The 24,060-nt window shown below is 53.6% G+C and carries 19 protein-coding genes; 8 read left to right on the forward strand and 11 right to left on the reverse strand.

Going from position 1 to position 24,060, the window contains the following annotated elements:
* The first annotated feature begins 40 nt into the window (after nucleotides 1-40).
* Nucleotides 41-1,381: a DUF5305 domain-containing protein gene (locus NO978_RS17130; RefSeq protein ID WP_257300778.1), complete on the forward strand. Its 1,341-nt coding sequence runs from the start codon at nucleotides 41-43 to the stop codon at nucleotides 1,379-1,381.
* Between the two features lie 815 nt (nucleotides 1,382-2,196).
* Here NO978_RS17130 and NO978_RS17135 read toward each other — a convergent pair.
* Both NO978_RS17135 and NO978_RS17140 read right to left on the reverse strand, forming a co-directional pair.
* Complete coding sequence (locus tag NO978_RS17135) at nucleotides 2,197-2,442, reverse strand: hypothetical protein (protein WP_257300779.1); 246 nt, start codon at nucleotides 2,440-2,442, stop codon at nucleotides 2,197-2,199.
* An 80-nt stretch (nucleotides 2,443-2,522) separates the two neighbouring features.
* A complete protein-coding gene (locus NO978_RS17140; protein ID WP_257300780.1) occupies nucleotides 2,523-3,734 on the reverse strand; it encodes a site-specific integrase in 1,212 nt (403 codons plus the stop codon).
* Between the two features lie 446 nt (nucleotides 3,735-4,180).
* On the opposite strand from NO978_RS17140, the gene NO978_RS17145 reads away from it, so the two are divergent.
* A complete protein-coding gene (locus NO978_RS17145; protein ID WP_257300781.1) occupies nucleotides 4,181-4,828 on the forward strand; it encodes a hypothetical protein in 648 nt (215 codons plus the stop codon).
* A gap of 106 nt (nucleotides 4,829-4,934) precedes the next feature.
* On the opposite strand, the gene NO978_RS17150 is transcribed toward NO978_RS17145, so the two are convergent.
* Genes NO978_RS17150 through NO978_RS17160 form a run of 3 tightly spaced genes read right to left on the reverse strand, consistent with a single transcriptional unit; the run spans nucleotide 4,935 to nucleotide 7,194 of the window.
* Nucleotides 4,935-5,474, reverse strand: a complete 540-nt coding sequence (locus NO978_RS17150) for an SLATT domain-containing protein (protein ID WP_257300782.1) — start codon at nucleotides 5,472-5,474, stop codon at nucleotides 4,935-4,937.
* Complete coding sequence (locus tag NO978_RS17155) at nucleotides 5,474-6,412, reverse strand: CBASS oligonucleotide cyclase (RefSeq protein WP_257300783.1); 939 nt, start codon at nucleotides 6,410-6,412, stop codon at nucleotides 5,474-5,476. Before NO978_RS17155 ends, NO978_RS17150 begins: the two co-directional genes overlap by 1 nt.
* Nucleotides 6,412-7,194 carry a hypothetical protein gene (locus NO978_RS17160; protein ID WP_257300784.1) on the reverse strand — a complete coding sequence of 261 codons (783 nt, stop codon included), beginning with the start codon at nucleotides 7,192-7,194 and terminating at the stop codon, nucleotides 6,412-6,414. The genes NO978_RS17155 and NO978_RS17160 overlap by 1 nt, the downstream gene beginning before the upstream one ends.
* A gap of 152 nt (nucleotides 7,195-7,346) precedes the next feature.
* On the opposite strand from NO978_RS17160, the gene NO978_RS17165 reads away from it, so the two are divergent.
* The 3 genes from NO978_RS17165 to NO978_RS17175 all read left to right on the forward strand — a co-directional run bounded on the left by NO978_RS17165 (nucleotide 7,347) and on the right by NO978_RS17175 (nucleotide 8,967).
* The gene (locus NO978_RS17165) at nucleotides 7,347-8,090 is read left to right on the forward strand and encodes a TrmB family transcriptional regulator (RefSeq protein WP_257300785.1); all 744 of its coding nucleotides are present in this window, start codon (nucleotides 7,347-7,349) and stop codon (nucleotides 8,088-8,090) included.
* Nucleotides 8,083-8,535 (forward strand): helix-turn-helix transcriptional regulator, encoded by a 453-nt coding sequence (locus NO978_RS17170; RefSeq protein WP_257300786.1) that lies wholly within the window; start codon nucleotides 8,083-8,085, stop codon nucleotides 8,533-8,535. The genes NO978_RS17165 and NO978_RS17170 overlap by 8 nt, the downstream gene beginning before the upstream one ends.
* A 102-nt stretch (nucleotides 8,536-8,637) precedes the next feature.
* Nucleotides 8,638-8,967, forward strand: a complete 330-nt coding sequence (locus tag NO978_RS17175; RefSeq protein WP_257300787.1) for a hypothetical protein — start codon at nucleotides 8,638-8,640, stop codon at nucleotides 8,965-8,967.
* Between the two features lie 77 nt (nucleotides 8,968-9,044).
* Here the strand turns inward: NO978_RS17175 and NO978_RS17180 are convergent, their stop codons facing one another.
* From NO978_RS17180 to NO978_RS17190, 3 genes are all read right to left on the reverse strand, one after another.
* Nucleotides 9,045-9,533 carry a DUF1524 domain-containing protein gene (locus NO978_RS17180; RefSeq protein ID WP_257300788.1) on the reverse strand — a complete coding sequence of 163 codons (489 nt, stop codon included), beginning with the start codon at nucleotides 9,531-9,533 and terminating at the stop codon, nucleotides 9,045-9,047.
* A gap of 2,049 nt (nucleotides 9,534-11,582) precedes the next feature.
* Entirely contained in the window at nucleotides 11,583-12,122 is a 540-nt protein-coding gene (locus NO978_RS17185) for an ArsR family transcriptional regulator (protein WP_257300789.1), read from the reverse strand.
* Nucleotides 12,123-12,388: 266 nt separating this feature from the next.
* Complete coding sequence (locus tag NO978_RS17190; RefSeq protein ID WP_257300790.1) at nucleotides 12,389-18,328, reverse strand: sacsin N-terminal ATP-binding-like domain-containing protein; 5,940 nt, start codon at nucleotides 18,326-18,328, stop codon at nucleotides 12,389-12,391.
* Between the two features lie 140 nt (nucleotides 18,329-18,468).
* On the opposite strand from NO978_RS17190, the gene NO978_RS17195 reads away from it, so the two are divergent.
* A complete protein-coding gene (locus NO978_RS17195; protein WP_257300791.1) occupies nucleotides 18,469-19,236 on the forward strand; it encodes a DUF5763 domain-containing protein in 768 nt (255 codons plus the stop codon).
* 78 nt (nucleotides 19,237-19,314) lie between these two features.
* Here the strand turns inward: NO978_RS17195 and NO978_RS17200 are convergent, their stop codons facing one another.
* Together NO978_RS17200 and NO978_RS17205 are read right to left on the reverse strand one after the other, a co-directional pair.
* Nucleotides 19,315-19,902 carry a hypothetical protein gene (locus NO978_RS17200; protein WP_257300792.1) on the reverse strand — a complete coding sequence of 196 codons (588 nt, stop codon included), beginning with the start codon at nucleotides 19,900-19,902 and terminating at the stop codon, nucleotides 19,315-19,317.
* A gap of 34 nt (nucleotides 19,903-19,936) precedes the next feature.
* Nucleotides 19,937-20,578, reverse strand: a complete 642-nt coding sequence (locus NO978_RS17205; RefSeq protein ID WP_257300793.1) for a site-specific integrase — start codon at nucleotides 20,576-20,578, stop codon at nucleotides 19,937-19,939.
* A 1,067-nt stretch (nucleotides 20,579-21,645) separates the two neighbouring features.
* On the opposite strand from NO978_RS17205, the gene NO978_RS17210 reads away from it, so the two are divergent.
* On the forward strand, nucleotides 21,646-22,032 hold the full coding sequence (locus NO978_RS17210; RefSeq protein ID WP_257300794.1) for a hypothetical protein: 387 nt from the start codon (nucleotides 21,646-21,648) through the stop codon (nucleotides 22,030-22,032).
* Between the two features lie 150 nt (nucleotides 22,033-22,182).
* On the opposite strand, the gene NO978_RS17215 is transcribed toward NO978_RS17210, so the two are convergent.
* Entirely contained in the window at nucleotides 22,183-23,076 is an 894-nt protein-coding gene (locus tag NO978_RS17215; RefSeq protein WP_257300795.1) for a hypothetical protein, read from the reverse strand.
* Nucleotides 23,077-23,351: 275 nt separating this feature from the next.
* Between NO978_RS17215 and NO978_RS17220 the strand changes: the two genes are divergently transcribed.
* Nucleotides 23,352-23,969: a hypothetical protein gene (locus tag NO978_RS17220; protein WP_257300796.1), complete on the forward strand. Its 618-nt coding sequence runs from the start codon at nucleotides 23,352-23,354 to the stop codon at nucleotides 23,967-23,969.
* The last annotated feature ends 91 nt before the right edge of the window (nucleotides 23,970-24,060 follow it).

Below are 24,060 nucleotides of genomic sequence, written 5' to 3' on the forward strand. Positions count from 1 at the left end.
TGTTGGTAGAGAGACAGGGATACAGGGGGGGAAACGCCGAGTGACACGAGGAGCGACACGTATCCGAGCGTTGGTCGCCGACAACTACCGGTCACTGCTGGTCGTCTGTCTGGTCGCGAGCGCGGTCGCCGGTGTCGTCGCTGCCGATGCGGTACAGCCACAGTCTACGACGGTCACGGAGCAGCAGCGCCTGTACGAACCGACCGCAGCCGTCAGCCACGGCGCTGACGTCGTCACGGAGACTCCCGTCTACGACCGCGAGCGACTCGAGAACCGGCCGGTGTACTTCGCGAACGTGTCGCCGGTCATCTCGGGCAACGTCACCGTCGGGCATCAGGGCGACGCGACGCTGAACACGACCGTCGAAACGGCGGTGGTTCTGCGTGCCATCGGCGAGAGCGGCGGGTCGGGTAGCGGCGATGGACAGCGCACCGAAGCGACCGTCTACTGGGAGCGGACGTTCGCCCGGAACACCACCAGCGCGACGCTTGATGGCGGCGAACAGCTCCGGGTTCCGTACGCCGTCAACGCCACCGCGCTGTTCGACCGCGTCGACGCCATCCAGCGCGCGCTCGACAGCAGCGCCGGCGAGACACAGGTGTTCCTCCGGGCGACGGTCCACCGGCGCGGGCAGGTCGACGGACGGACGGTCGACCAGTCCGAGGAACTCCGCGTCCGGTTCACCGGTGACGGGACCGCCGTCCGCGTCGAGACGACGGGCCTCGATGCGAGCCCGGTCACCGTCACCGAACGGCGGCGCGTCACTGACCGGCCAGGCGGCCCCGTCGTCGCCGCGTCACTCGTCGGCACTGGCGCCGTCTGGCTGCTCACGTTCGCGCTCGTGAGCGTCGGTGTCGCGGCCCGTTACCGTGACGTGCGCATCGAACCCACCGATACCGAGCGGGCCCGGGTGCAGTTCGAGAGCGAGCGTGAGGAGTTCGCGGAGTGGATCACCACGGGGACGGTGCCAGACTCGGTCCGCGGGCGCACCACCGTCGCGGTCGACTCCCTCACCGGGGTCGTGGACGTGGCCATCGACACCGACTCTCGGGTCATCGAATCGGGCGACGATGGTCGGTTCTACGTCCCCGATGGAGAGCTCTGCTACGTGTACGAGCCGCCGCCGACCCTCGAAGAGACCGACGACGTACTCGCGAGCACTGAGAGCGCGACGGCTGTCGACGACGAGAGCACCTTCGAGTTTCCGGAGTCCGAGGGCGCGGTCCTGTCCGAGGACGGAACCTGGGGTACGGACCCGGACGACGGCGGCGATGAGTCCGACGCCGACGATGGCTCCGACCCTGACGGCGAAGCGGAGGTCTCCGACCCGACGAGAGCCGAGGGTGACGAATCGACCGTCCCTCCGGAAGACGACGACTGAGGCTCCCGCCACCGCCGTTGCCGCCGGTAGCCGTAACTGCTCAGACGAGGGAAGGGCTTCGTGGATGGCACTCGAACACCGTGGCTGAAATGTCTGGTTGCGGCCACGAGCGTCTACCCACGGTGTTGCTACGAGAGTCAATTCCTGCCTTCCGACCTTGTCACTCCTCCCTTCGGTCGTCGTGAAACGGTCCGGGTGCGAGAATCGAACCTCACTCGCAGCCTCGCTGTGCTCGGCTGCTCCCTGGTTCGATTCTCTTCGATGGACGTTCGTCTACTCACTTTCGTTCGCAGACAGAAGGTCCGGGTGCGAGAATCGAACCTCACTCGCAGCCTCGCTGTGCTCGGCTGCTCCCTGGTTCGATTCTCTTCGATGGACGTTCGTCTACTCACTTTCGTTCGCAGACAGAAGGTCCGGGTGCGAGAATCGAACCTCACTCGCAGCCTCGCTGTGCTCGGCTGCTCCCTGGTTCGATTCTCTTCGATGGACGTTCGTCTACTCACTTTCGTTCGCAGACAGAAGGTCCGGGTGCGAGAATCGAACCGTAGCTAGACGTGCTCGCTTCGCTGCGCGCGACTGGCAGGATTCGATTCCTGCCTTCCGGCCTTGTCACTCCTCCCTTCGGTCGTCGTGAAAAGGTCCGGGTGCGAGAATCGAACCCGCGTCTCAGCCTCCACAAGGTAAAGCACCGGTTCTACACAAATGTGGTGAATGTTTCGGAGTATAATTAGAGCAGAAACGCATTCAAAGCACCCTATTTGTCTGTATAAGGGAGAATACGAATCAAGGTTTAAGTATGCAAATATTGTGGATGTTCACGAATTTGACGCCTCAATAATCTCCTCATCTACGTCGAGGAGGAGCTCGCCCTTGGGACCGAGTCGATAGATACCGGAATGCTTGCTTTCCTTTTTCACCCATCCTAGGTCAATCATGGTACGGAGAACACGACGAGCGGTGTGGCGTTCCGATTCCTCGAAGGGAAGGTCTCGCAATTTGAATTTCCCGCGGTTGACGAGCATGGTCAGCGCGGCGTCCCAGACTCTATCTCTGAGAGTCACTATCAAGCACCTCGTTTAGTCGGTAGCGGTTTTGGAGCATGGTCTGGCTTTACGGGTTGGTCTGCTTTATTGGTTGCCGCTCAACGCTTCTTGAAGTAGTCGTCAGCCGCTTGGTCAGCATTCCGAACGTAGCGCTCTGCGGTCTCGTAGCGGTTGATTCGGAGTTGCCTCATCAGGAGCGTGATGCTTCCTCCTTTGTTGATGATGTCCGTACCGACTCCCCGACGAATCATGTACCAACCGTTCTCACGGGTCTCCAAGTCGATGCCAACCTCTCGCTGGAGACGCATCAGTACCTGACGGCGGAGTGATGCGGACCCGTAGGGATTTCCCTCTTTTGTGAGCCAGATGGCATCAGTGTCCTCATACTCGGGGAGCTCAGCACGCTTGTCAAGCCAGTAGTTGATGACCCTCGCTGTTTCCGGACTGATTCGGCATTCTCGATTCCTTTTCCCCGCTTTTGAGTCCTCTTCTCTCGGGATTCGAAGGTAAGCGTCGTTTTCGTTCTTTGTGTGGAGCCACTGCACTCTCGATGCGACAATCTCACACGGACGGAAACCCACGTCACAGCTCAAATGCACGAGACTGGGAATCTTCCAGTTCACGGTCTCCCAATCCTCGTCTTCAAGTTCGTACTTCGGTTTTTCGAGGCGCTGGGCGAGATGCGCGGCCCACTTGTCTTGCTCTTCCTCGGACATCTTCTCACGGTCCGGAATGACGTGCAACTTCAACGAGGCAGCTTTGAGTGCTTTCAGTTCGTGGTCGCGGTGCCAATCGGTGAATCCCGGGTCAGACTCTTGTTGATGGATGTCTCGATACACCTCCTCGCTGTCCGGAATCTTCCAATCGACCCCTCGATACTTCAAGACGAGTTGGGCGTTGTTGATTGTCCGGCGATTCGAGTCTAGCCTGTTTCCGTTGGTTAGGAGGTCGTACCAGTATCGGTCAAGATGGTCTTTGGTGAAGTCAATCGTAAACGTACCATCCCGTTCAATCACTTCGCCGTCATAATCTGTCCCGATTTCTCGTCCGAAGTACAGCCACTCGCAGAATTTCTCAACACGGTTCATGATGTCCCACATTGAGTTGTAGGCGTAACCTTCCCGGCGTTTGGGATTCTTTCCGCGGTCGTACGCCCACCGGGCGAAGGCCAGCCGCCAGTCTTCGAACATCTGGAACTCCATCTGGTTGAGGTTCTTCTGGAGACTTCTCCGGATTCCGGGGATGTTCATTTCTTCCCTAGTGAATTCTGGGATTTGTTCGTCGTCGTCCGGGTTGTGCGAGGTGGACATTTTCTTGACTCAACACTTCTAATGTTTGGGACCATATATGCTTAGCTATTTTTTCAGAATGACTAAAGTTCCCTTTAGACGCTGTATTCAGGGCTTTGAGGCGTTGTTAGCTAATTGCATTATTGTATAGACTTTCCATACAGTGGTATATTTTTGTCAGCCTGACTATTTGAACTCTGAGGTGTATACACTGCGTTAGCCGCTTCAACAAAGTCGACCGCCCCGGGGAATACCCAAGTCAATAACCACATAGTAAACCGATAACCACCTTCAGAGGAACTCCACCCTCAACCTACTTTGACGGGGGTATCCCCATAGGGGATAGTCGGAAAGCAAATTTCACGCTGTTTTACCCTGTGTCTCCACGCTGCGCGAACAGCATCTCACCGGCACTGCGCACTATGTCTCACACAATATCTTTGCAATCTGAGAGAGGCAGATATTCTATGAAGTCGAACAGGACAGAGACTCCTCACAACCCGGAGGACCTCCAAGCAGCAGATTACGATGACGCCAGCCTGAAAATTCTGAAATGCCTCGACAGGCATCAGAAATCCCAAGCGAATTCCGTGGTTATCCGGAGGGAGACGGGGCTACCTAAACACAAAGTGGAGCAGCGAATCAGAGCAGACGGCATTCTCGTACGCGCAGGCCTCGTCGAAAAGGCTGGATACGACCCTGACACGAACTACGCTCATCCTCCGAAGGTGATTGCCCTGACTCAGTATGCGCTAGACGCGATTTACTACGGATTCTTCGAGGACGACGTATACGAGACCGGTCAAGTCATCCTCGACGAAGAGCAATTCATAGATTTCCAGCAGTCGCTTAGTGGACTTGAAGCACGACTTGACCATCTCTCTGAGGTAGTTGAACAACTCAATGAGTCCTCACAAAAACGATACCGTGACGTGGAGAACTACACCGAGTTTGTCTACTACGAGGTCGCGATGCTCCGAGAGGTGGTCAATGAGCTCGGTGCCCCGAAGGAAGTGATGCGGAAAAAGACGGATGAGTGCCGTAAGAGGGCAGATAACGGAACCAGTCTTAAGCGCGAATTTTACCCTGATGTGGCTGGACAAAGTCAGTCATGATTTAGTTGATAAATGTGAGAATGGCCTACCGTACCTACATCCCCCGCGTGTATTTTGCTTGACCAACTGATTGATATCGTTGCGCTCGAAGCATCCGGTCCACAAGTCACCCATGCTCTCCCGATAGGGCTTCCCTCGTTTCCGTTGTCGTGGTTATCTCTTCTCGAATCTTGTCTTCCCCCTTCCACTTGATGTATCGATACCAGAGTCCATTCGCATCGGGCGTCGTTTGATTCAGTTGGCGACGGTCGTCACTGAGCCGGTCGAACTCCCCCATTACTTCCTCATCGTTCAATTCCCGCGATGAAATTGTAATCGCGAGGAAATCCCGATATTCATCGAAGAGTGAGTGATATCGACGAGCAGACCGTCGAAACTCCTCTGCTCTATCTCCCAGACTGCTTCCCCGCCGATATCCCGTGATAGCCGCGATAAGTAGCGCTGGAATCGCGATGTATCGATTCGGCATAATTCCCCAGAAATTCGTCGCGAGTATCAGCGCTGCTGCCGCGAACATGACTGCATCCAAAACACGTATGAGAGCTCTATAGAAGTTTGCAGCTGCAAAGTGCTGCTTGTACGTAAAGCAAATAGACTCGGCCTTATTCTCGGCCCTATATCGGAGCTTGTTTCGGATATCACTCATTAGTCTATGTCCTCCCCAAGAGCCTCGCCGTACTTGTCATTCGCTTTCTCACTGTCTCCTTCTTGTCGACGGTTTCGAGCTTCACGCATTTTCCTCCGGACAGCCTTGCCTTTCCTGATGGCTTCCTTTCGATTCGCCGGGTCCATATTCGAGTCCAATCTGTCTCCATTCACTGGGTCCCGAGTTCCTCGCGAAACCCGGCGAGGCAGCTCTTCAACGAACCCTTCCACTAACTCTTCAGTCGACGCATCCTTGTTTGGATGATTGTGGACGTAATCGTACGCCATCACCTCCATATGGTACGAGCTGACCGGGATATTCCGGTTCTCACGGAGCTTCTTCGCTACGCGGGCGACCTTCTGGAGCCTGCCACCACGGGCGTCGTCAACCGCTTCGAAGCGCTGCTTGTAGCCTCGCGGATTTGTGCGCACCCACGACCGGCCTTCACTGTAGGTGTCCGGAATTCTGTAGCCACCAGTTCCATCCCTGAAGCTTGGAGCAACATCTATAGTGAAGTCACTAAACTGGACACTGACGACGTTTCGGTCAATACTGACCTTTGAGTTGGGATAACGTTTCTCTAGTGCCCGTTTCACCGCTCGGAGGCAGTTTCTGGACCCATTTTCTCCCTGCTCCCACTTGCCGTGTGCTTCACTGCTTAGCACGAACATTACATCAGTATCCGAATCTTCCGAGAGCGGCCCCACCATTGTTCCTCGGGTGAACGACCCGAACTGGTGACTCTCGACGACCTCCATCTCCTCCTCTAAAATCTGCTCCAATCGCTCACGACGTTGGTTAATCGTCTTGCCCTGTTTGGTTGTCGGACCGGTTTCATCCGCATAATCGTCTAACGATGTCTGGCCAGCGCCTTGTTGTTCAGAGTTAGTCTCTTCTTGATTTCTGGAATACCCAGAGGGAGCGATGTCAGTTCCCATTAGGCCCACCCCCGTGAATTTGTGAATGCTTGGAGTGGTGCCTGACCAATCGTAAGTGCAGACTCAACCTGTTGGCTCCAAGTGTCGTACTGACGTGCAGCCTCATCGACTGACCCATTCCGGGGATTAGAATTTCTGAGCCACCGTTGACCGGCCGCTCCGGTCACACACGGTGGGAAGTCCGATATCGAGTTCTCTGATTGGAAGCCGATTAGCATCATGTTCTCTGGTTCAAATTCGAGTGCGACACGTTGGATGCGCTCAAGCAGCGCCTTGTATCGAAAGCCGTAGCTGAAGTATTGGACACAGTAGTATGCTACTCTCGTAAGTCCGAGTTCGGTGAACGCATCGTAGCAGAGGCCACGTTCATACTCCGTTTTACCCTTGACTAAGGGGACTACCTCGATGTTGGATTCCTGAAATTCTGGGACAATCTCCTTCAGGTCGGCCACGTAAGTCCGGATAGTTTCGACCCGCTGAGAACGCGCGTCACGGTCGTAGACTGGCCGGTCACAGGGTACGATAGCATCCGCGCCAATTCTCTCAGCGAATATTAGCTCGCGTCTGGGGAACCAATCCTCCAGTTTCTCGTCTGATATCGTGGAGGTGAGCACGAGCTTAGCATCGATATTTGCGAGTTTTACATCATTCTGGTAAAGTCGGCGGGCATGGTGGTAGTCGAGCATCACCGCCTCAGTTGACCTCGCTCTCGATACGAGGTCAAGATGTTCGTCCTTCGCTTCTATCCGCGGTATTGCTCCCGTTAGATAGCTACTATTCACGGATTGGTACCTCGTTTCTCCCCCCTGTGTATCATGTTACGACAAGACAATGGTGCGAGAGTGACATATAAGTGATTAAAACAACACAAATAGTTGTGATGCTAAAACATTGAGCGGTGTTTTGATATACAACCACGATAGTGGTTGCTATTATGTCAGGCGGATACGAGCTCAGCGAGTCTCTCCAGACGATAATGGGGTGGGGAAAGTATGAGGCTGCAGCGTACCGGGTTCTTGTACGCTATGGTCCGTTAGAAGCGTCGGACGTAGCTGTCCGAGCCGACATTCCACAGGGGCGCGTCTATGACATTCTGAATAAACTACATAGCGAAGATGCAGTAGTCAAGCAGGGCCTCCAACCGACCAGTTGGGATGCACAGAACCCCCGGAAACTCATTGAACCAAATCAACAAAAGTTCGAAGACATGGCAGTACAGGCAATTGAGGCATTGGAACCGGCTTACGACCTAAATCTGGAGTCTCAATCTCATCCCGCATGGGTGACTACGGGTATCGCAGATACCTCGACTAAAGCACGTGAACTCTTCGAAGAAGCTGAGGACAGAATTTGGCTTCTCGAACGAACGTTCTGGCTCTCTGAACAGGATAGAGAACTTCTCCAGACAAAAGCGGAAAATGGTGTAGATGTCCGAATTATCGGATGGGAAGGTCGACCTCAACTCCAAGATGTTGCTGAAGAGATTCCTGCCGCAGATTTCAGGGAGGCAGATGAGGTCGACACGTCGTTTTACATGAATGATGCCGGCGCGGTCTTGATTAATCTCAACCAAGGTGACACAGGAATGCTCTTCTACGATACTGGCACGGCAAAGATTTTCACAGAGCACTTCCAAGCCATATATAAGGACGCGAGTGAGGTGACCCCAGATGCATAGGAAAATGCTCCCAATGGCGCTGCTTGATGCCTGTGAGGATAACTGCGTCGAAGGTCGCACGCGTCTCCAGAAGTTAGTCTTCCTGATGGAGCAGGAACTGAACGAAGTGCTAACTGCCTCGCTCGATAGCTCGGATTACAATTTCATCCCCTATGATTATGGGCCGTTCTCAAAGGAGCTATACGACGACTTAGACTCGCTTGAGGAAGATGGACTGATTGAGGTAGAAGAGGAACCGATGGCAGATGGGAAAGTGAAGTACATCTACCGTCTCACCGAGCGAGGACAAAGATGGGTTCAAGACCAATTAGCGGATTCAAATTCCGAGACGGCATATTCGTTGGCCGAAGCCCTTGCTGCCGAATATAACGATATGCTCCTCTCGGACCTCATTGACGAGGTTTACGCCGAATATCCTGAGTACGCCGAGAATAGCGTTTGGTAGATTGAATCTATAGTTTCTGACCCCTCGCTGGCATTCTGTTCTCATTGATGAATCGCGAAGTAGCCCGTGTCATTCTTGTCGGATACTATCCAAAATGAGCCCATGGCAATTGTTCGCTGTCAGGACCACCCTCCTCGAAACACCAATTATGCAATTGCGGTGAAGCCAGTCGGGTACCCCGATACCGCACTAATGTGTGGCCGTCAAGTAGACGAGCATAAGGAGATAGGGTGGGTGTACCTCCTCCCTGAGGAGCACGACGAGTATCAGGCCGGGAAGCGAGTTTTCGGTCTCTGGGGCCCCGACTCATCATCTAGCGCCGCAAAGGTACGCGTTAGTGATGAGGTCGTTGAGGGTCTGAACAAGTGGAATCAGGAAGAGGCTGAGTCAACTTCTGGTCTCCAGTCTCAATCAAGCATCGACCGGTACTGAGGACCCTATTTAGGCCGATTTAGACAGTAGCAGACTCTGCTATACGATTTCACTACCTGCCTGCGCCTGCAAGTCGTCTACTGCCAAGGCGGATTTCTGAGGGGGAGTGCCTCTCTCAATTCTTTCCTGATGAGCTGTGTCCTTCCAGACTCCCCCATCAAGAAGCGTTCAAACTGTGGATACTCGTGCTGCACTTCCTCCTGTGGTACACGGTGAACCTCGAAGTAATCCTCTTTATCGGTCAGACTATCCACTTTACCTTCTTCTACTCGCTCAAGCCAATCACTGAAGTCACGGTCGCCTTTCGACTGATTCTCTCCATCACTACTGAGGAGTTGTAGATTGCCGAGATGGTCCCGATGGTCTTTGTACCAGTCAACCTTCTCGGGTGCGACATCGTGCTGCTCTAAGTATTCTCCGTCACCTAGCTTACCTCGCGGGAAAATATGGTCTACTTCATACTCCGGGTGCCCAGCAGGTCGCTCACCTCGGTAGAGGTGTGTCAATAACACGTTGCGCCGAGAGTCGGACTGATAATTAACTTCTTCCAGCAGTCGGTCAAGCACTTCCTCATCAAAGTGCGTCGTGGTGCCACGGCCACTCAGGTCCTCAAAATATCCATCACGGGGAATTCGTCACCAGCAGATTCCGCTAATGATTTGAAAAGCCACCTTTGAGAACACGAGGACAACGACGCATCAACGCGACCGTGATTAAGTGCGTTCCATGTCAAGGTTGGCGAGATATTGGATATCTCATTTGGGTCCGTGTAGCGAGTCGGACCAACCTCATTGACAAGACTATTCGACGAAGAGTGCAGCATGCCGCTTGTATAAGTTGTTGAGGGGTTCAACAGGCCACTGGAGCTTCACTCGGTAGTGGTCGCCAGTAAGTCTTGGAGACAAGATGGACGAAAGTAGACGAGTCGGCGGGCATGTGGTAAATCAAGCTGTGTCAGCGCGTCATCAGGGAGAGCATCGTCTGCTATGTGGATTCCCACGAGCCCATCCCCTAGAACAGGAGCTCCACTCAGTCCCGGATAGTTCCCAGCGGCACTTGTATCCAGTCCGATTCCGATATGGGGTATCTCTACGTCTGTCATGTGCTTCGACGAATTCTCAAAAGGAACAAGACGGGGCGTTCCAATCGAGGTCCGGTACCGTCGTCTGGAGTACGACTCGGTCGATTCTGGGAATGAAGCTCCGTCGAAACCGACGGTCATCAGTTCGTCGTCCTCGTTATGTGGGTCTCTAATACATTCGGGGGTCCATACGCGGTATCCGTGGTTCTCCGGTTCGAATCTGATACGGAGTGCGACGACATCAAGATTGAACGCTTGATTCAACCGTGTATCGAGGTTATCTCGGGTATCAATTCGTTTGCACTCCCAGCCATCTGGGGACGCGAGGTAAATGTCGATGTGGGAATGATTTTCCCCCGAAGAATATTCGATGAGTTGTCCGCCCGTTTTCGGGTTAGAGATTGAGACTCTTGTTGGTCGTAGGTTGTGCCGGGCGGTGACGAGATATGTGGTTGATTCTGTTCGATAGAAGAATCCGGTGGCTCGCATATACTCGCCGCAGACGATTGGGCAGCTGACGAGTGGGTCGTTCAGTGCTCGTATGGGATTTGGTAGTGCCGTGCTCTCATTCGATGGTTCGTCTGTGGTGCTCATCTTCGAGTACGACTATGGGTGGTGCGAATATAAGATATTCGGTATTTTCAAATAAGTTACTGTATTGTGCGGCTACTTGTCGGAGAAAGCCGGCGAAACGGCTCCAATAAGCAAAAACGAGTAGTGCCTAGTTGAAGGGTTCAACCTGACCGATGAGCAAGTCGACGAGCGCCGAGCGATAATCACACGTCTCCTTGGCGCAAATAGTGAATAACGTAAACTGCCCGAGCTAAGTCTAGCCAGCATCCGGTCTGGGTCGTAGCCAACCGAGTCACATGTGGCCCCAGAAGTGTCATTTATCGCTCTCGATAGGTCCAGAAAATTCTCTAGCTTCGACAACGGCATCGGTGGAGGTGTATCTTCTCGCGTACTTCCCGTGCGGACACCTTCAGCGAGCACCGACCACAAAGGTAAAAATTCCTGTCACTCTCGGACCGATAGTATCGGGCATGTCCATCGGTCAACGTTGGAGGGTAATCCGTCATGTATGTCCGCTCGGCTCCAGAGTACATTGGTTTTATTCAGCCACAATACTCTCTCCTAAAGTTGCTGATTCATATGTGCCGCACTCGTAGATGAATATGAAAGATAGTGACACTAAGAGATGAGGTTTGGAATTCGGTGCTAGAACAGATTGCCCGGACTGGACGATTCAAACTCAACAAGCTACCGTTCAAACCTGAAGAAAGGTCGACCGTGCGGAGAGTTCTCAGGGAGGCAGAGGCCTACGATTGGCTATCTCGGACATCTGAGGGTAGTTCGATTTGGCGGGCCGGGCCAAAGGCGGAGATGCTGATGAACTTGAGCGAAGAGAAACTGAGGTTCGCCCGTGAGTAACCTTCGTTCGCGAGTATGGAGCGCGGATGCCGCATCGACGCTTCCACCACCGCCACCACCGCCCGGTTCCAAGAGTACCCGCTTGAAAGCGCTGACTGAAATATCAGGGGAGAGTAGCCGGTGCAGTTGAGTCAGCCGATGAGATGTCCTGCACATCACCATAGAGTCGCAGTGCGTGCCGGTAGAGTTTCTCCTCCATTTTGAGCGTCTCCCACGTTGACGCGACGTTCTGCCTTTCCCGCAGTTCATCCGCTGAGAGGTCCTCATTCTCTAACATCTGCTCGCGGAACATCGTTAGCGACTCCACGTCGAACTCATCCTCTAGCTCCTCTTTTTCCTTCTTGATGTTCACCAGTTCGACATTCAATTCATCCCGCGTGTGTTCCTCGATGAGTTCCATTATCTCATCGAGGAACAGCTTAACAGGGTTGAGCTGATAGCCCTTCTTCCCATCTACGAGGGTCTGATGGACTCGATTGTTTGCCTCCATCTGTTTGAGTTCGTCATCTGCTGTGTTTCGAGAGACATCCGCGCGGTCCGAGATTTCCTGCACCGTTGCAGCATCGTTTAGCGTCTCCATGACCGCTCGAACACGCTCTCGACCGCTCATTTCGTCCCACGACCCACCTAGCGCATTCGTCATTGTATCCCCACCTTCGCACTACTCGTTCATATAATTAGAGCCAATCTCAAACTTTTGAATGGCGGTGGCATCAGGACGATGACCATCCCGAAAACGGTGAAGTACATCTCCAGTTGAGCCATTCGGATAACATCTTTGTGCGCAAGCGGGCAGAGTCCATAGACAAGCATCCGATGGCCGTTATCGAAACTTGAGTGGGGCAGCTGCCAGATGCGGTTCGACGATAACGTTCGAAGGTAGCTCTGCTACTGAATTGGACTGGTGAGCTATCCCAAATTCATGTTCATATAGCCGCCCTTGACAACCCTCTCAAACCGTTCAACCTCCATTAGCCGGTTCAACTCGTCGGAGTCCTCAATCACTTTCTCACTGACAAACTCGGTGCGGACAGGCCAGTTAGGTGTCTCAGCGTCAGGAACGTAGACCAGCCGGATGATGTATGGATGGTCAGATTCGCTCACGAAGGCCTTGCAGCGACGATATTCGTTCGTGGTGAGTCGGAAGTGAAACGGGGGCTCTGTACCACCGACAGCCTTGACCTCAACTGGGGCGAATCGAATCGAAGCCAATTCCCGACGTAGGTCTGTGTTGAGGGGACCGAAGGGGTCTATGATGTCGAATCCCGGGCCCTGCTCTTGAGTAACGTTCAGAAGACGAACGAGTGGGAGGTTGGATAGCTTTGAATCTCCCAATTTGGTTCGCCACTGGCGGTGCTGCTCTTCATCAATAAAGGCGGTGTCCTGTAGTATGTCAAGGAGGCCGCTTTGCCATGCGTTCTCCACGTGCCACTTGTAGTCCATGGCCTGCTGCTCTTCGTACAACTTCTGAAACTGGGACTTGAAGTGTCGCATCAGTCCACGAGGGCTGTGTTCGAGCCACTCTGAGAGCCGGTCAAGTACCGAGACGATGGTATACACCTCTGCTTGCTGTCCCCGTCCAGTATATTGTCGGCTTCCACCACCCCCGCTATCGGAACCTTCTGAAACTGAGAGACTACCTGAAGACGTGTTCGCTAGCTCAGCTCCCCCATCCAGTTCGTCCTGAACGAGTGCCTGCCCTTCCGTGTCTGCGAGCTGGTCTTGGAGCTCAGCAAATGCTTGCTCTTGGTGTTCCCGGGAACTCGTTTCATTCGCCGCTGGGTCTTCTGGGAACTCGTCCTGATAGACGTACTGCGTGAGCACCGCACTAATGTCCTCAGAATTCTTGGAGAGGCTTTCACTAACGTTATTCGCGAATTCGTCGCATGCCCGCTGAAGTTCCTCTTCCGTAGCGAGGAAGAACAGAACCGGTGGTGCGGTTTCAGAAGTTACCAGCGTGGGTGCCCGAGCTGTCCAATCGACATCTACCGAGTCCTTGAAACTGGTCGTCCGGCGACGCCACGTTCTGACTTCGGATAAGTCCGTTACGTCGGTGTTGTTCCAGACTTCGACGAGTGCGAGCAACCGCCTCCATCCCGCTCGAATCGTCGGGTCCACCGGACGAGACGGGAGGGTGCTACTGTTGTTGAGCAACCATCGGATGAGGGCTGCTTCCTGTTCCTCCGACAGCGATTGGTCACGAAGCGCGGTTTGCCACGTCGTGCTTTCTGTAGGATGGAACAGCTTCCGAAGAACGAAGTGATACTCATCGGGAAGCCTCTCTCGGATGTTCTTACCGAGTTCCAGTACGCGGTCGTACTCTTCCAGTATCTCTGGAGGTTGTCCTCCAGTTGCGAACCAGCGTTTTGTCGCTTCTGTGACTCCTGAATCGGCATCTGTGAGGTCAGAGAGGGCGTCGTCCGTGGGCAGGTCAACCGAGTCTTCCAACTGGCCGAGAAGGGCTTCAATCCCGGTGAATCGTTGTTGTAGCTCTTTCGTGAGTTCGCTGCCGAGGACCCGCCTGACGGTGTCGACGGGGAACGTCAACCGTTCCCATCGAGTCTCCAATTCCTCGATTGACACATCCTGCTGAAGGGCTTCACGGAAGGTTGCGATGTTCGTTGGGCGCTCGACCAGCAGCGCGAGACCCATGGCAAGACTCGACAGCGTTGGGGGGGCCTTACAGGAGCTTTGATTGAATGCGAGACCCGTCTGAGCGTCTGCTGTCTGATAGAGTCCAGATGCGCGGTCAGAGAGTTGTGCTTCGATAGCATCGGGGAAGGACTCAAGCACAGCCAGATTATCTATCGCCGAGCGAAGGCTCTCCGCAGTGTTTCGAATCTCGTCTTCCTTCTCACGCTCGGTCGAGGCTACGAGCAGGTCTCGCCGCTCAAGCAATTCTTGTCGAACCGAACGTAGGTGACCCGACAGCTGGTCATCCTCTACCAGCTTCCGTTCCGCGTCGGCCCACTGAATAATCGGCTTCGAAGCGTCGACTTGTTTCACCCCGAAATGGTTCGCCATACGGACGAAGGGGCCCTCCGACGTGTGCTGGAGAACGTAGTAATCGTATTCCGAGACCTCGTGTTTCTCCCACGGTTTCGGTGACTGGTCTTTGTAGTACCGGACTCGTTTCTCTGCGATTTCACGAAGCCAATCGACGGGGACGCTAATCCACGAGTCTCCATCAAGAAGCGGGAAGTGCGTGAGGAAGCCACCATCAGCGAACTCTGCATCTGCTGGGTCGTCATCCGGCAGGCGCTGCATTAACGGCTTGAGCAGCTTGGTGTACGCTTGATTCCAATCGCTTTCTCGGCCGGATGGGATGTGAAGTCTGGTCTGTCCCGCATCCAGTGAGTCGACCGCGAGCACCTCCTGAAGTTTCTGAAGGCGACGTGCCGCCTGCGTCGAATTCAGCGAATCTATCGACTTCACACCGAGTGCGGATAGTACCTCTTCGCTCGGGGTGTCGTCCACATCCGGGTCGATACTCGGGAAAAGACGTGCCGCCTGAGCACCTTGCGAACTGCCTGCTTGAACCGCGAAATCGAGCGTGTGTCCTCCCTCAGACCATCGGTCCGCAACGTCATCGTGGACAGTAAGCACGGAACCCCACACACTGAGCTGTCGAAGTTGCCAATTGAAGAGCGTCGGGACTGTCCCACTCCAGTCTCGTCGCATATGCCCGTTCGTGCAGGACCATCCCGTCCGGAGTAAGGAGTCGAGAAGCGTATCCCCGTGTCGTCGGAGGAGTTCAATTACATCCTTTCCTTGCTCTTCAAGCGTCTCGATATCGTCACACCACACCCACGAAGCGAGATTCGTCTCGTGGAGTCCTCCATCTAGTTTCACGCTGCACTTGGATGAGTGCCCGGCGGTCTCCTGTGGATGGAAGCCGGGAGCAGTTATCCAACGCTGATACGCTCCATCAAATCCGTGGAGCACCTCGATGAGGTCTTGAATAATCGGTGGTGCAGTGTCACCAAATTCCTGTTCTGGCCAAACATCCGGGTTCCACTCTGTCGGCTGGCGCATATCGGGGTGGTCGTCGCCGTACATCCAGACAACACGGATATTCGGAAACGAAGATGCGCCGAGTAAAGAGAGAGTGCGGCCGATATCTTCGGTCTCGATGGACCGGAAGTTCGAGATGGCCTCCCACGAAACCGTTGGTGGGTCGGGCCACGTGGCTGTCGGATACGTTAGCGATTGCAACGCGGCGGATTCTTCCTCATCATCCCCCTCGTCGTCGAGGAGGTACGCCTGCCACGCATCGCTTAGTGCGGTCGTCCGAATGGGATACGGAGACTCCTGTTTCGGTAATTGAATGGAACAGTTTCGTAACTGAATTCGTCGTTCGAGATTCCGGCGCTGGTCACCTTCTGACTGTTGAATGGCGGAATTCAGGTATGAGATGGGGAGATACTCCCCTTCGCCCACTTGCAAGTCGGTGGATTCCTGCCCTAAGTCTCGGGCGGTGTCTGTGAGAAATGCGAAGTCGACCGGCTTCAGTACACCCTTCGACCCGAACGCAAAGGCGTCCAGTAACGACCGGACGAAACTCGGAATACCCTCGTACGCACGAATACCCCAGAGACGGCCCGAGAGTGAGAGCAGTTTGTGGATAGATTCGTCTTGCTCTGCCTTGCCGTCGAAGAAGTAGACCGTGAAGCTCGTCTTCGGATGAGGGGCTTCGGGCGTCGTCGTCGTTCTGCTGGCGGATTTGATGTCCCAGATAACGGACCGTGATTGGATTCCACGCGCCCGTTCTCCTTGGGGACTTTGTCGACGTTCAATCGGCACGAGTTGGAGGGAATCTTCTGCACTTTCCTCACCGGGAATCGTACAGGGGAGGAGATAGACCCCTTCTAGCGGGTCAGAGAGGTCTGTGAGAAGCTCCTCAATATCATCGTCGCCATCAGTACAGTCAAAGACGAGGTCAACGAAACCATAGAGCAGGTTTCGGCCATCTTCTTCGTTGACTCGAACCGTCGACTCATCGAACCCAGTCAACCGCTTCGACAACGTCGCTGCCCAGTCCCGGACGACCTCGTCTGTATAGTCGACAGCAGCTGTATCCGAGAGTAGGAGTTCTCGCAGCCGGTCAACCCAACGAGATGGGAACGCCTGATACGCGGCAAGAACGTGCTCTGCAGGAAGGGGACGAAGTTTGTCTTCCTCTTCCGTGCTAGCAGGAGTTTCGATTCGTCCAAGTGAGCAGTAGCTGGCTAACGTCCGGTCGTTCCAGTGGAGTAAGGTACTGGCTGGTGACGCGGGTTCGTCGTCTGCATCGAGAGCGATGTTCGGGTTCTCCCGTAGGCGGTCATAGAGCTGCTTACAGAACCAGCGGAGAAGCTCGGATTGAGTTGTAGGGTCGTCGGTGACGGTCTCTGTTACCGGGGGTAGCAACAGCCACGGATACGCTTGACCGTAAGGACCCTCACTATCCGTCTTCCGTGCTGTCTCGACGGAGACTGCTTCAATCAGGTCTAAGCCTTCCTTCAACACCGATTTGTTCTCCTCGATGTTGTTGTTGCTCAGGTCTTTACGGTTCGTCTCGACTCGGAATCGTCCGTGTAAGCAGAACGGGAACGCCGTCGTAGCCGTGTTCTGAATCGGATAGTAGAGATACAGAGGGTACTCTCGTGGATATTGGTTTGAGGCTGTCGTCGTCTCTTTCCCCACGAGGAGGCTTACGTCGTGGTCAGTATCTTCTCGATATCGGAACTGGTCGAATACTTCTCGATACGAACGGTCTCTCCCATCGATTTGAACCTCCACAGTCTCATGGTGCAGAGCGGAGTTGAGTGGGTTCGTATCCCCTGACCGATTCACAGACCAATTCTCACTAATTGATGGCTTGGAAGTCGAGTTCCGTTCGAGTTGTAGTGACTTGATACCACCGAGTTGAACGAGTGTCTCCTTCCGCAGGCCCTCTTGGTTTTCAGAGTGGGAGAGATACTCCCAGATGCGGTCCGGCCGGTCAGCGAGTGACCGTCCTCCTTCATCAGGAAGTGAGATATCAGACTGTTCCAGCAACTCCCTCCACTGACTATCCGCATAACGGACGAAAACGACCGTTCGGAACTGCTCAGGTTTTTCTTCGTCACGGAGAAGGTCCTTAGCCCGTTGGACTACCTCGTCATTGGACTTATCCACGTTGACGGGTACTGGGAAATTGAATAGAGGAAGCTTGGAGAGCGCGTCTCGAATTTCAGAATCGAGGCTTACTGGGGACGTGTTCTCATGGTCACGGAGTAGTGTCTGTAATCCGGGGTCGCGGATGTCTTTCACAAGGTCGGAAAGCGGAACGTCGACACCGAGTCGTGAAAGGAGTGCGCCAAGGAGATAGGTGCGACTGAGTTTCACTCCGAGAACATTATCCGAGGTGCTGTCGGGACGCGTGTATATCTCGAACGAGTCGCCAGTCGCAAGGATTGACTTCAGCCCGACTCCCTTATGTCCAATCGATTGGCCATCATCATCGTCACCTTTCCCCGTTTCACCAATCATTGTCACCGCCTTCTCCACTTTGGGATTGAAGAAATCGAACCGGGAACCTGTGTTGGCTACCATGACCCCCTCGTCGTAAATCCCGATATAGACATGTCCTCGGTCTTTCTCCCCCTTCTGGATGGCATCACGAGCGTTCTGGAGTAGTTCTAGAATTTCCCGACCTTCGTGGCCACCCGCGATTCGGCGTTCAGCGTTCCCAATCGTGACCTTGTCACGGAGTTTCCGTTCAATCTCCTTGTCGTTTGTTGCCTCCTCAATATCGGTCAGAAAGTCTTTCCAGCGGTCGCGCCACTGGCCGTAGAGGTCGGTTTCAGATAGCAATTCTACAGACATTATCGCCAGACCTCTCGGGCGTATCGAAACGACATAGGGCGAGTATTCCGGGCTAGAATGATAAATCTACTCGCGACAACCTATTTGTTAGGTCTTCTAAAGAGATTAACACTTATTTGATAGGCAAAAAATAATCTCCTATGGCTGAGATTCCGGAAGCGGAACGGTGTATCGCGATAACTCACTCTGGAAGTCGTTGTAGCCGAATGGCGAAGGGGAACCGCTTCTGCTTTCAGCATGATGATTCGTTTGAGACGGTTGACGGAGTCGATTCAGGTGAGGATGGTTTGCTAGTCAGCATCTCGGAACATCTTCCAAATGCACCGGAGCAGCTATCGGGTGTACAACAGGATATCGCGCAGAATCTCAACGACGTAGCTGCACACGCTGGCGGGATTGGAAACGCGCTCAAGTCGTTGGAATTCGCGGATGCAATCGATGGATTCCGTTCGACTGTCACGAGTACCGGACCATCAGCTGGTACAGGTGCGCTCATAGGCGGCGTCGTAGGGTCCCCGCTCGGTCCGGTCGGGATTGCAACTGGAGCGACAGCAGGGGGATGGTATGGTGTCTATCGTAGCATGAAGGATGGGAGAGCAGTAGCCGCCACGGTAGTTGATGAAGAAGATGTGCCAAGCGATGCAACGATTCACTCGTCGGACCATGCGGCAATTGTTGATTCTGAGCCAATTCGCCTTGCAATGGAGAGTGCCATGGAAACAGGAGGTGGACGGTCTGAGTGGCTCCGAAGCACTCTCACACGTGAGAGAGATATGGATGCAGTCACAAATGCACTTGAACAACTGGATTCTTACGACTCTGACGAGGGAAGTCGTAGCTACTTCGTCAAAGATGAAGAAAGAGAAGTGGTTTTACAGGTCTTCTTCGGGGAGCCGCAAGAAGAATAAATCCCAGAGGTTGCTGGGAGGCGCTTATAGCTGATACTCGTCTACCGTGGTTTGATGTCCCTAAAACATTGGCGACAGCTACTTGCTCGCCCCGTCAATGGGGATATTGAGCTTACGAGCGAGTTCAAATTCAGCGTTATCATAGATTCGCTGCGTCGTCTCAGGGATATGCGCAGTCACGGAGAAGGCCGCGTTGGCCGGGCTATCCATCGTACAATAGAGACAGGGGCCGTGTTCGTCACCTCCAAGCAGATAGTCGGAGAGTTCGTCCGACAGTTCCGGGAGGTCGAGCATCAAAACGAGCTCGCTGATTAAGTCGTATTCAACAGCCCTCCATGTGTGGCCGAGGTCTCGAAGGTAGTGAGCTTCGTCCGATAGGGTGGCTTCGCCCTCTTCATCGAAGGTCTCGTTCCCAACCGGGTTTATCCCCAATTCGTCAGAGATGAGGTAGACCGTGATATTGAGCGCATCTTCGTCACGGAAGCTGGTGAGTTCGATATCGCCGATGCCGGGATGCTCAATGTCGTCAAGATGAATCTCCTCTTTGATAGCAAGGACAAGTTGTCGGATTTCGTCTCGGAGGGCTTCACGCTCGTCATCGGTGAGTGGGCTGTCGTGCCAGAGGTCGTTCGCGTAGTAGCTGTCGGGGAGAGAAGCGTGGTCCATACGTACTGGGGGTCACGTGGCTACTTCAATTATCTCAGGAACGGAGGTTCCCGAGCTTACCAAGTTGGTCGTTGATGCGTTCGTCACTCGGCTTACCAACGTAGTGCTTGTACATTGTCTCCAGATTCTCCCATCCGCCCATCGTTTGGATAACTCGTGGCTCAACTGCAGCGTCGTCGAGGATATGTGCCCATGAACGCCGGAAGTCGTGCGTTGTGAGGTACTTCCAGTCTTCATTTTTCGTCCATCCCACTACGTTTCCATCTTCGTCGTAAGTGGCCCCGCCGAAGTCTTCTCTGACATCTTCAACCCAGCGGCGGATTGTCCGCTCTGCCACGCCCACAAGCGGAGCGTTACGGCCTTCGAGACCGCGAATGTACGTTCGGATAAAGAGGTACAGCTCGTGAGGGAGTCGAGTTTCGCGATATTTGTCGCCCTTACCTTTGGGAACCTTGAGTTTGTGCCAACTGTTCTCGTTGGCATCGTCGATATGTTCCCAGCGGATTTGGGAAACCTCGAACGAGCGGAGACCTGCTCGGCCCATGAGCGCGAGCGCAATGTATCTCTTGTCGTCTGATTCGTCTTCGATGTTGTCGTAGTAGGAGATAGCGTGTGTGAGTTCCTCCGGGGTGAGGCGTACCTTCATCCCTCGTTCGGGGTTGGGTTCGAGTTGCATCGTAGATGTCCGACTAATATCTTAGTCGGCCGTATTTAGAGATATTGTGTGTCTGTACCTGTAATTCTCGCCATGAGAGGGGTGTTTACGGAGTATTTCGCCACGTGAGTAGCAGTTATGTCCGAGAAGGGTAGTAGTAGGACATTTTGAGTTATGTGATAGCATACTTTGTTATTTATCTGAATGATAACTTAGTTATCTGACCGCCCGGCGTACACACAATGAATTCATACTCTTTAGAGGCTGATTCACACACGGGTCGTTGGGTTCGCTCATCTGCTCGGACCTTTTGAGCTCGCAACGCTAACCAAATATGAAGCAAAGTAAAATTTTACTGATATATTGCCGCTAAGAATACAGCCAATACTATTTAGGACCAACCAACAACCAGAATGGCATCGAATTCCACGGGCCCAGACCAGCTAGACGCCAATCAGCTTGAAGGCACACAACCTCCAGCCGGGTTGAAATGTGACTTGTGCGGTGAGGAGTTGTCGAATCAGATAACAGTATATGCGGCAGACCAAGATTATGCAGAGGTAGAAGACGGAATGGTCGCGCACCGCGTGTACTGTTCGGGTTGCTCACGCGAAGAAATTCCGCTACCGCACCGTGGAACTCACGAGAGACTATTTGAAGCTCGAATGGATGAGTCGAATATTATCCGAGGTGTTGTTCTTATTGATGATTCCCATTCGCATGAGGGGAAACCGTGGGACCCACCTGCAGTCTGGAATACAATTGCTGGTGTGCCGTTTGAATTGATGATGCAGGAGACGGGTAGGATGTCTTGGTCACCAATCGCAGTATATGATTATTTCGTTAGAAAAGGGGTTGAATTGGCTGACTACGTAGATTCAGACAGCTAGTGAAATTTCTGTGAGCGAGGCTCTGTTGAAACCCTCAGCAGGTGACAGACCTGACCCGGTTGCGGTCAATACAGAGGAGAGATGTATTACTTCCATCATTCATCTATCAAGCCATATCGTCAGAAAGGTTATCTTATTGACCATCGTACTCAATATATGAAACAAGGTCTTTCGCGGCATTTTCCAACCCGTGTATTCATGTTCTTCTTTCTGGGGGTGGTGCTACTCCTCGTCGTCACGCCCGCCTTCGGACTCGGTGCGGTACGATATGAGTTCAGTTATGCTGGAACAGTCGAAGACCCTACCGACGCCCGCTGGATGTTTGACTACGAAGACCTCACAGCTGAGGACAAAGAAGTCGTGCAACGAGCGATGGAAGGCGAACGTTTCGTCTTCCAGAGTGACGGGCTATGGCCCGGCCCGGGACGAGGCGACCTCGCACTCCGGCATCAGAATGAGTGGCACATGTTCGACCGGCGGATATACTTCGGCGCAAAAACGTTGTTCGGAATTGCATCTATCGCGAGTACTTTGGCTGGTTTCGCCTCTATTGTAGAATCGGTTCGACGAAAAATAGGGGCTTGAACGAGCGTACTCGCGTTTGAGTCTACACGATAATTAACAATACTTGTTTCACTACACTGGACGGGCGATTCATTATCTATGCACCAACACGTAACGGCTGTTTCAGAAGCAGAAGTGTCGAATTAATAGGGTTTCAACAGGGCCTAAAATTCAGCTTTCCAGTAGTTCGAGCGTGTTCCGAGCTTTCTGCCGCTTCTTCGACACGCGCGAAATGTACGTCTTGACAGTCTCCACCCCGACACCCATGTTTTCAGCGGCCGACTCATATGACAGACTGCGTACGCGAGTGAGAACCCACGCTTTGTGCTCTTGGTCGCTCAAGTGCGTTTCTCGCGGTTCGTACAGGGCGTGTTCTAGTCGGTCGGCAATGTCGCGTGCTACCGCGTCCCCAATGATTCCGACGGTTTCGAGTTCGAACGTGAACTCCACGTCTTCGGGAGTTGACGGGGATTCCGCTTGTCCGCGTTTTTCATCGTTCTGGTCGTCTGAGTACGGGTACACGGCGTCGTACAATATATCGTATTCATCCGCTCCATGCACGACGTGTAGTTCTGTTCTGTCGTAGTCTTCAACGGTTAAGACTGCGTAGCCAGCGATATCGTAGATTTCAGCTCGGGGCCGGTTGTCAGCGTTGTTGTATCCGGGACATTCGCCAACGTACACGGCCTCTCGCGGTTCAGCGTTCCAGATTGTTTCCCAGAACCTTTCGCTCATTACGCCTACTTCCCCGTTCTCGATTTTGTGTAATTCGTCGGCGAGTGTGGCGAGGTCGTAGGTCTCGATTTCGTACGGGTCGGCGTCGACGGGTTCCGCGCCGTAGTCTTCTAAGTCGCCGTCGAACACGTAGGATAGGCCGCTCCCGTCAATCGGGAGGTCGTCCCAGTCGTCCGCGTCCATCGCGTAGACAGTGTACGTTCCGCTTTTGTCGCGCGAGACGACGTAGTGCTTGTGTTCTCGGTGGAGGTCAGGGCTTAGCTCGATTCTGTTCGCGTCGTAATCATGGAGTCTATACGTTGTTTCTGTGTCTCGTGTATCTATGCTCATTATCTTTCACGCTACTTTTTCAGCTATCACCCCCGTCAGTGCTGACGTATTCCTTACTGAGAGAGCGACTATCTGAAGGTCTCTATGAGGTGCCACGGAACCTTCCGCAACAACACATCAGACACTAATGAGTACGATGAGTCGGCTAATATACTTTCTCTCTGGAATGCGACGCAGTCTATCGATTTGTGGTCCCACAATACAGTAACTCCTCGCTCGCTAAGGTCGTTCCCTGACCCCGGACGTTAATAATCAAAATACCCTCAGAGTGGCGTATGGTTGACGTAGAATGGGGGATGAAGCGACTGGACCAAGTCTACCACTCTGAGGACCACCTGAAAATGGCGCTGGCAGCCGAACTCTCCCAAATGTACGGTGAAAAGCGGGTGCGGCTGGAGTGGATGCCGAACTCTGATATGAAGGTCGATATCGGAGTTCGGCGAGAAGATGTGACAATCCCGATTGAGCTGAAATACAAGACTGACAGCACTACCGTCGAAGATGACGCATTCGACGAGACCTTCACGCTAAGCCGACAGGGTGCCCACGACCGAGCCCATTACCGTTTCTTCGAGGATATTCGTCGAGTAGAAGAGATTGTCTCGGAACAAGGCCGCTACGGATATGTCGTCCTACTTACTAACGACTCGAACTATTGGACTGAACCACAGCAGAGCGCACTATACGACGAGTTCAGAGTTCATGAGGGCGTAACCCGTGAAGGGGTCCTCAACTGGTCGGAAATCAAACCGTGGATGGTCAACGGCGGGCACGAGGACCCGCTTGAACTCGATGGGGAGTACCGCATCGAATGGGCTGATTTCGACTATCGTGATGACATAGGTCTCTCGAAGAACGAGCGCTTCCGTTATCTCGTCCTACGGATGGACTGAGAGTTAGTGGGAAGGTGGTTTTGACTCCGAAAGCCACTCGATACAGTAGCAGATTCTGCTGTGAGGAAGCAAACCCGGGTTGAAGATACGC

The organism is Haloarchaeobius sp. FL176 (assembly GCF_024609245.1).
Lineage (GTDB): Archaea > Halobacteriota > Halobacteria > Halobacteriales > Natrialbaceae > Haloarchaeobius.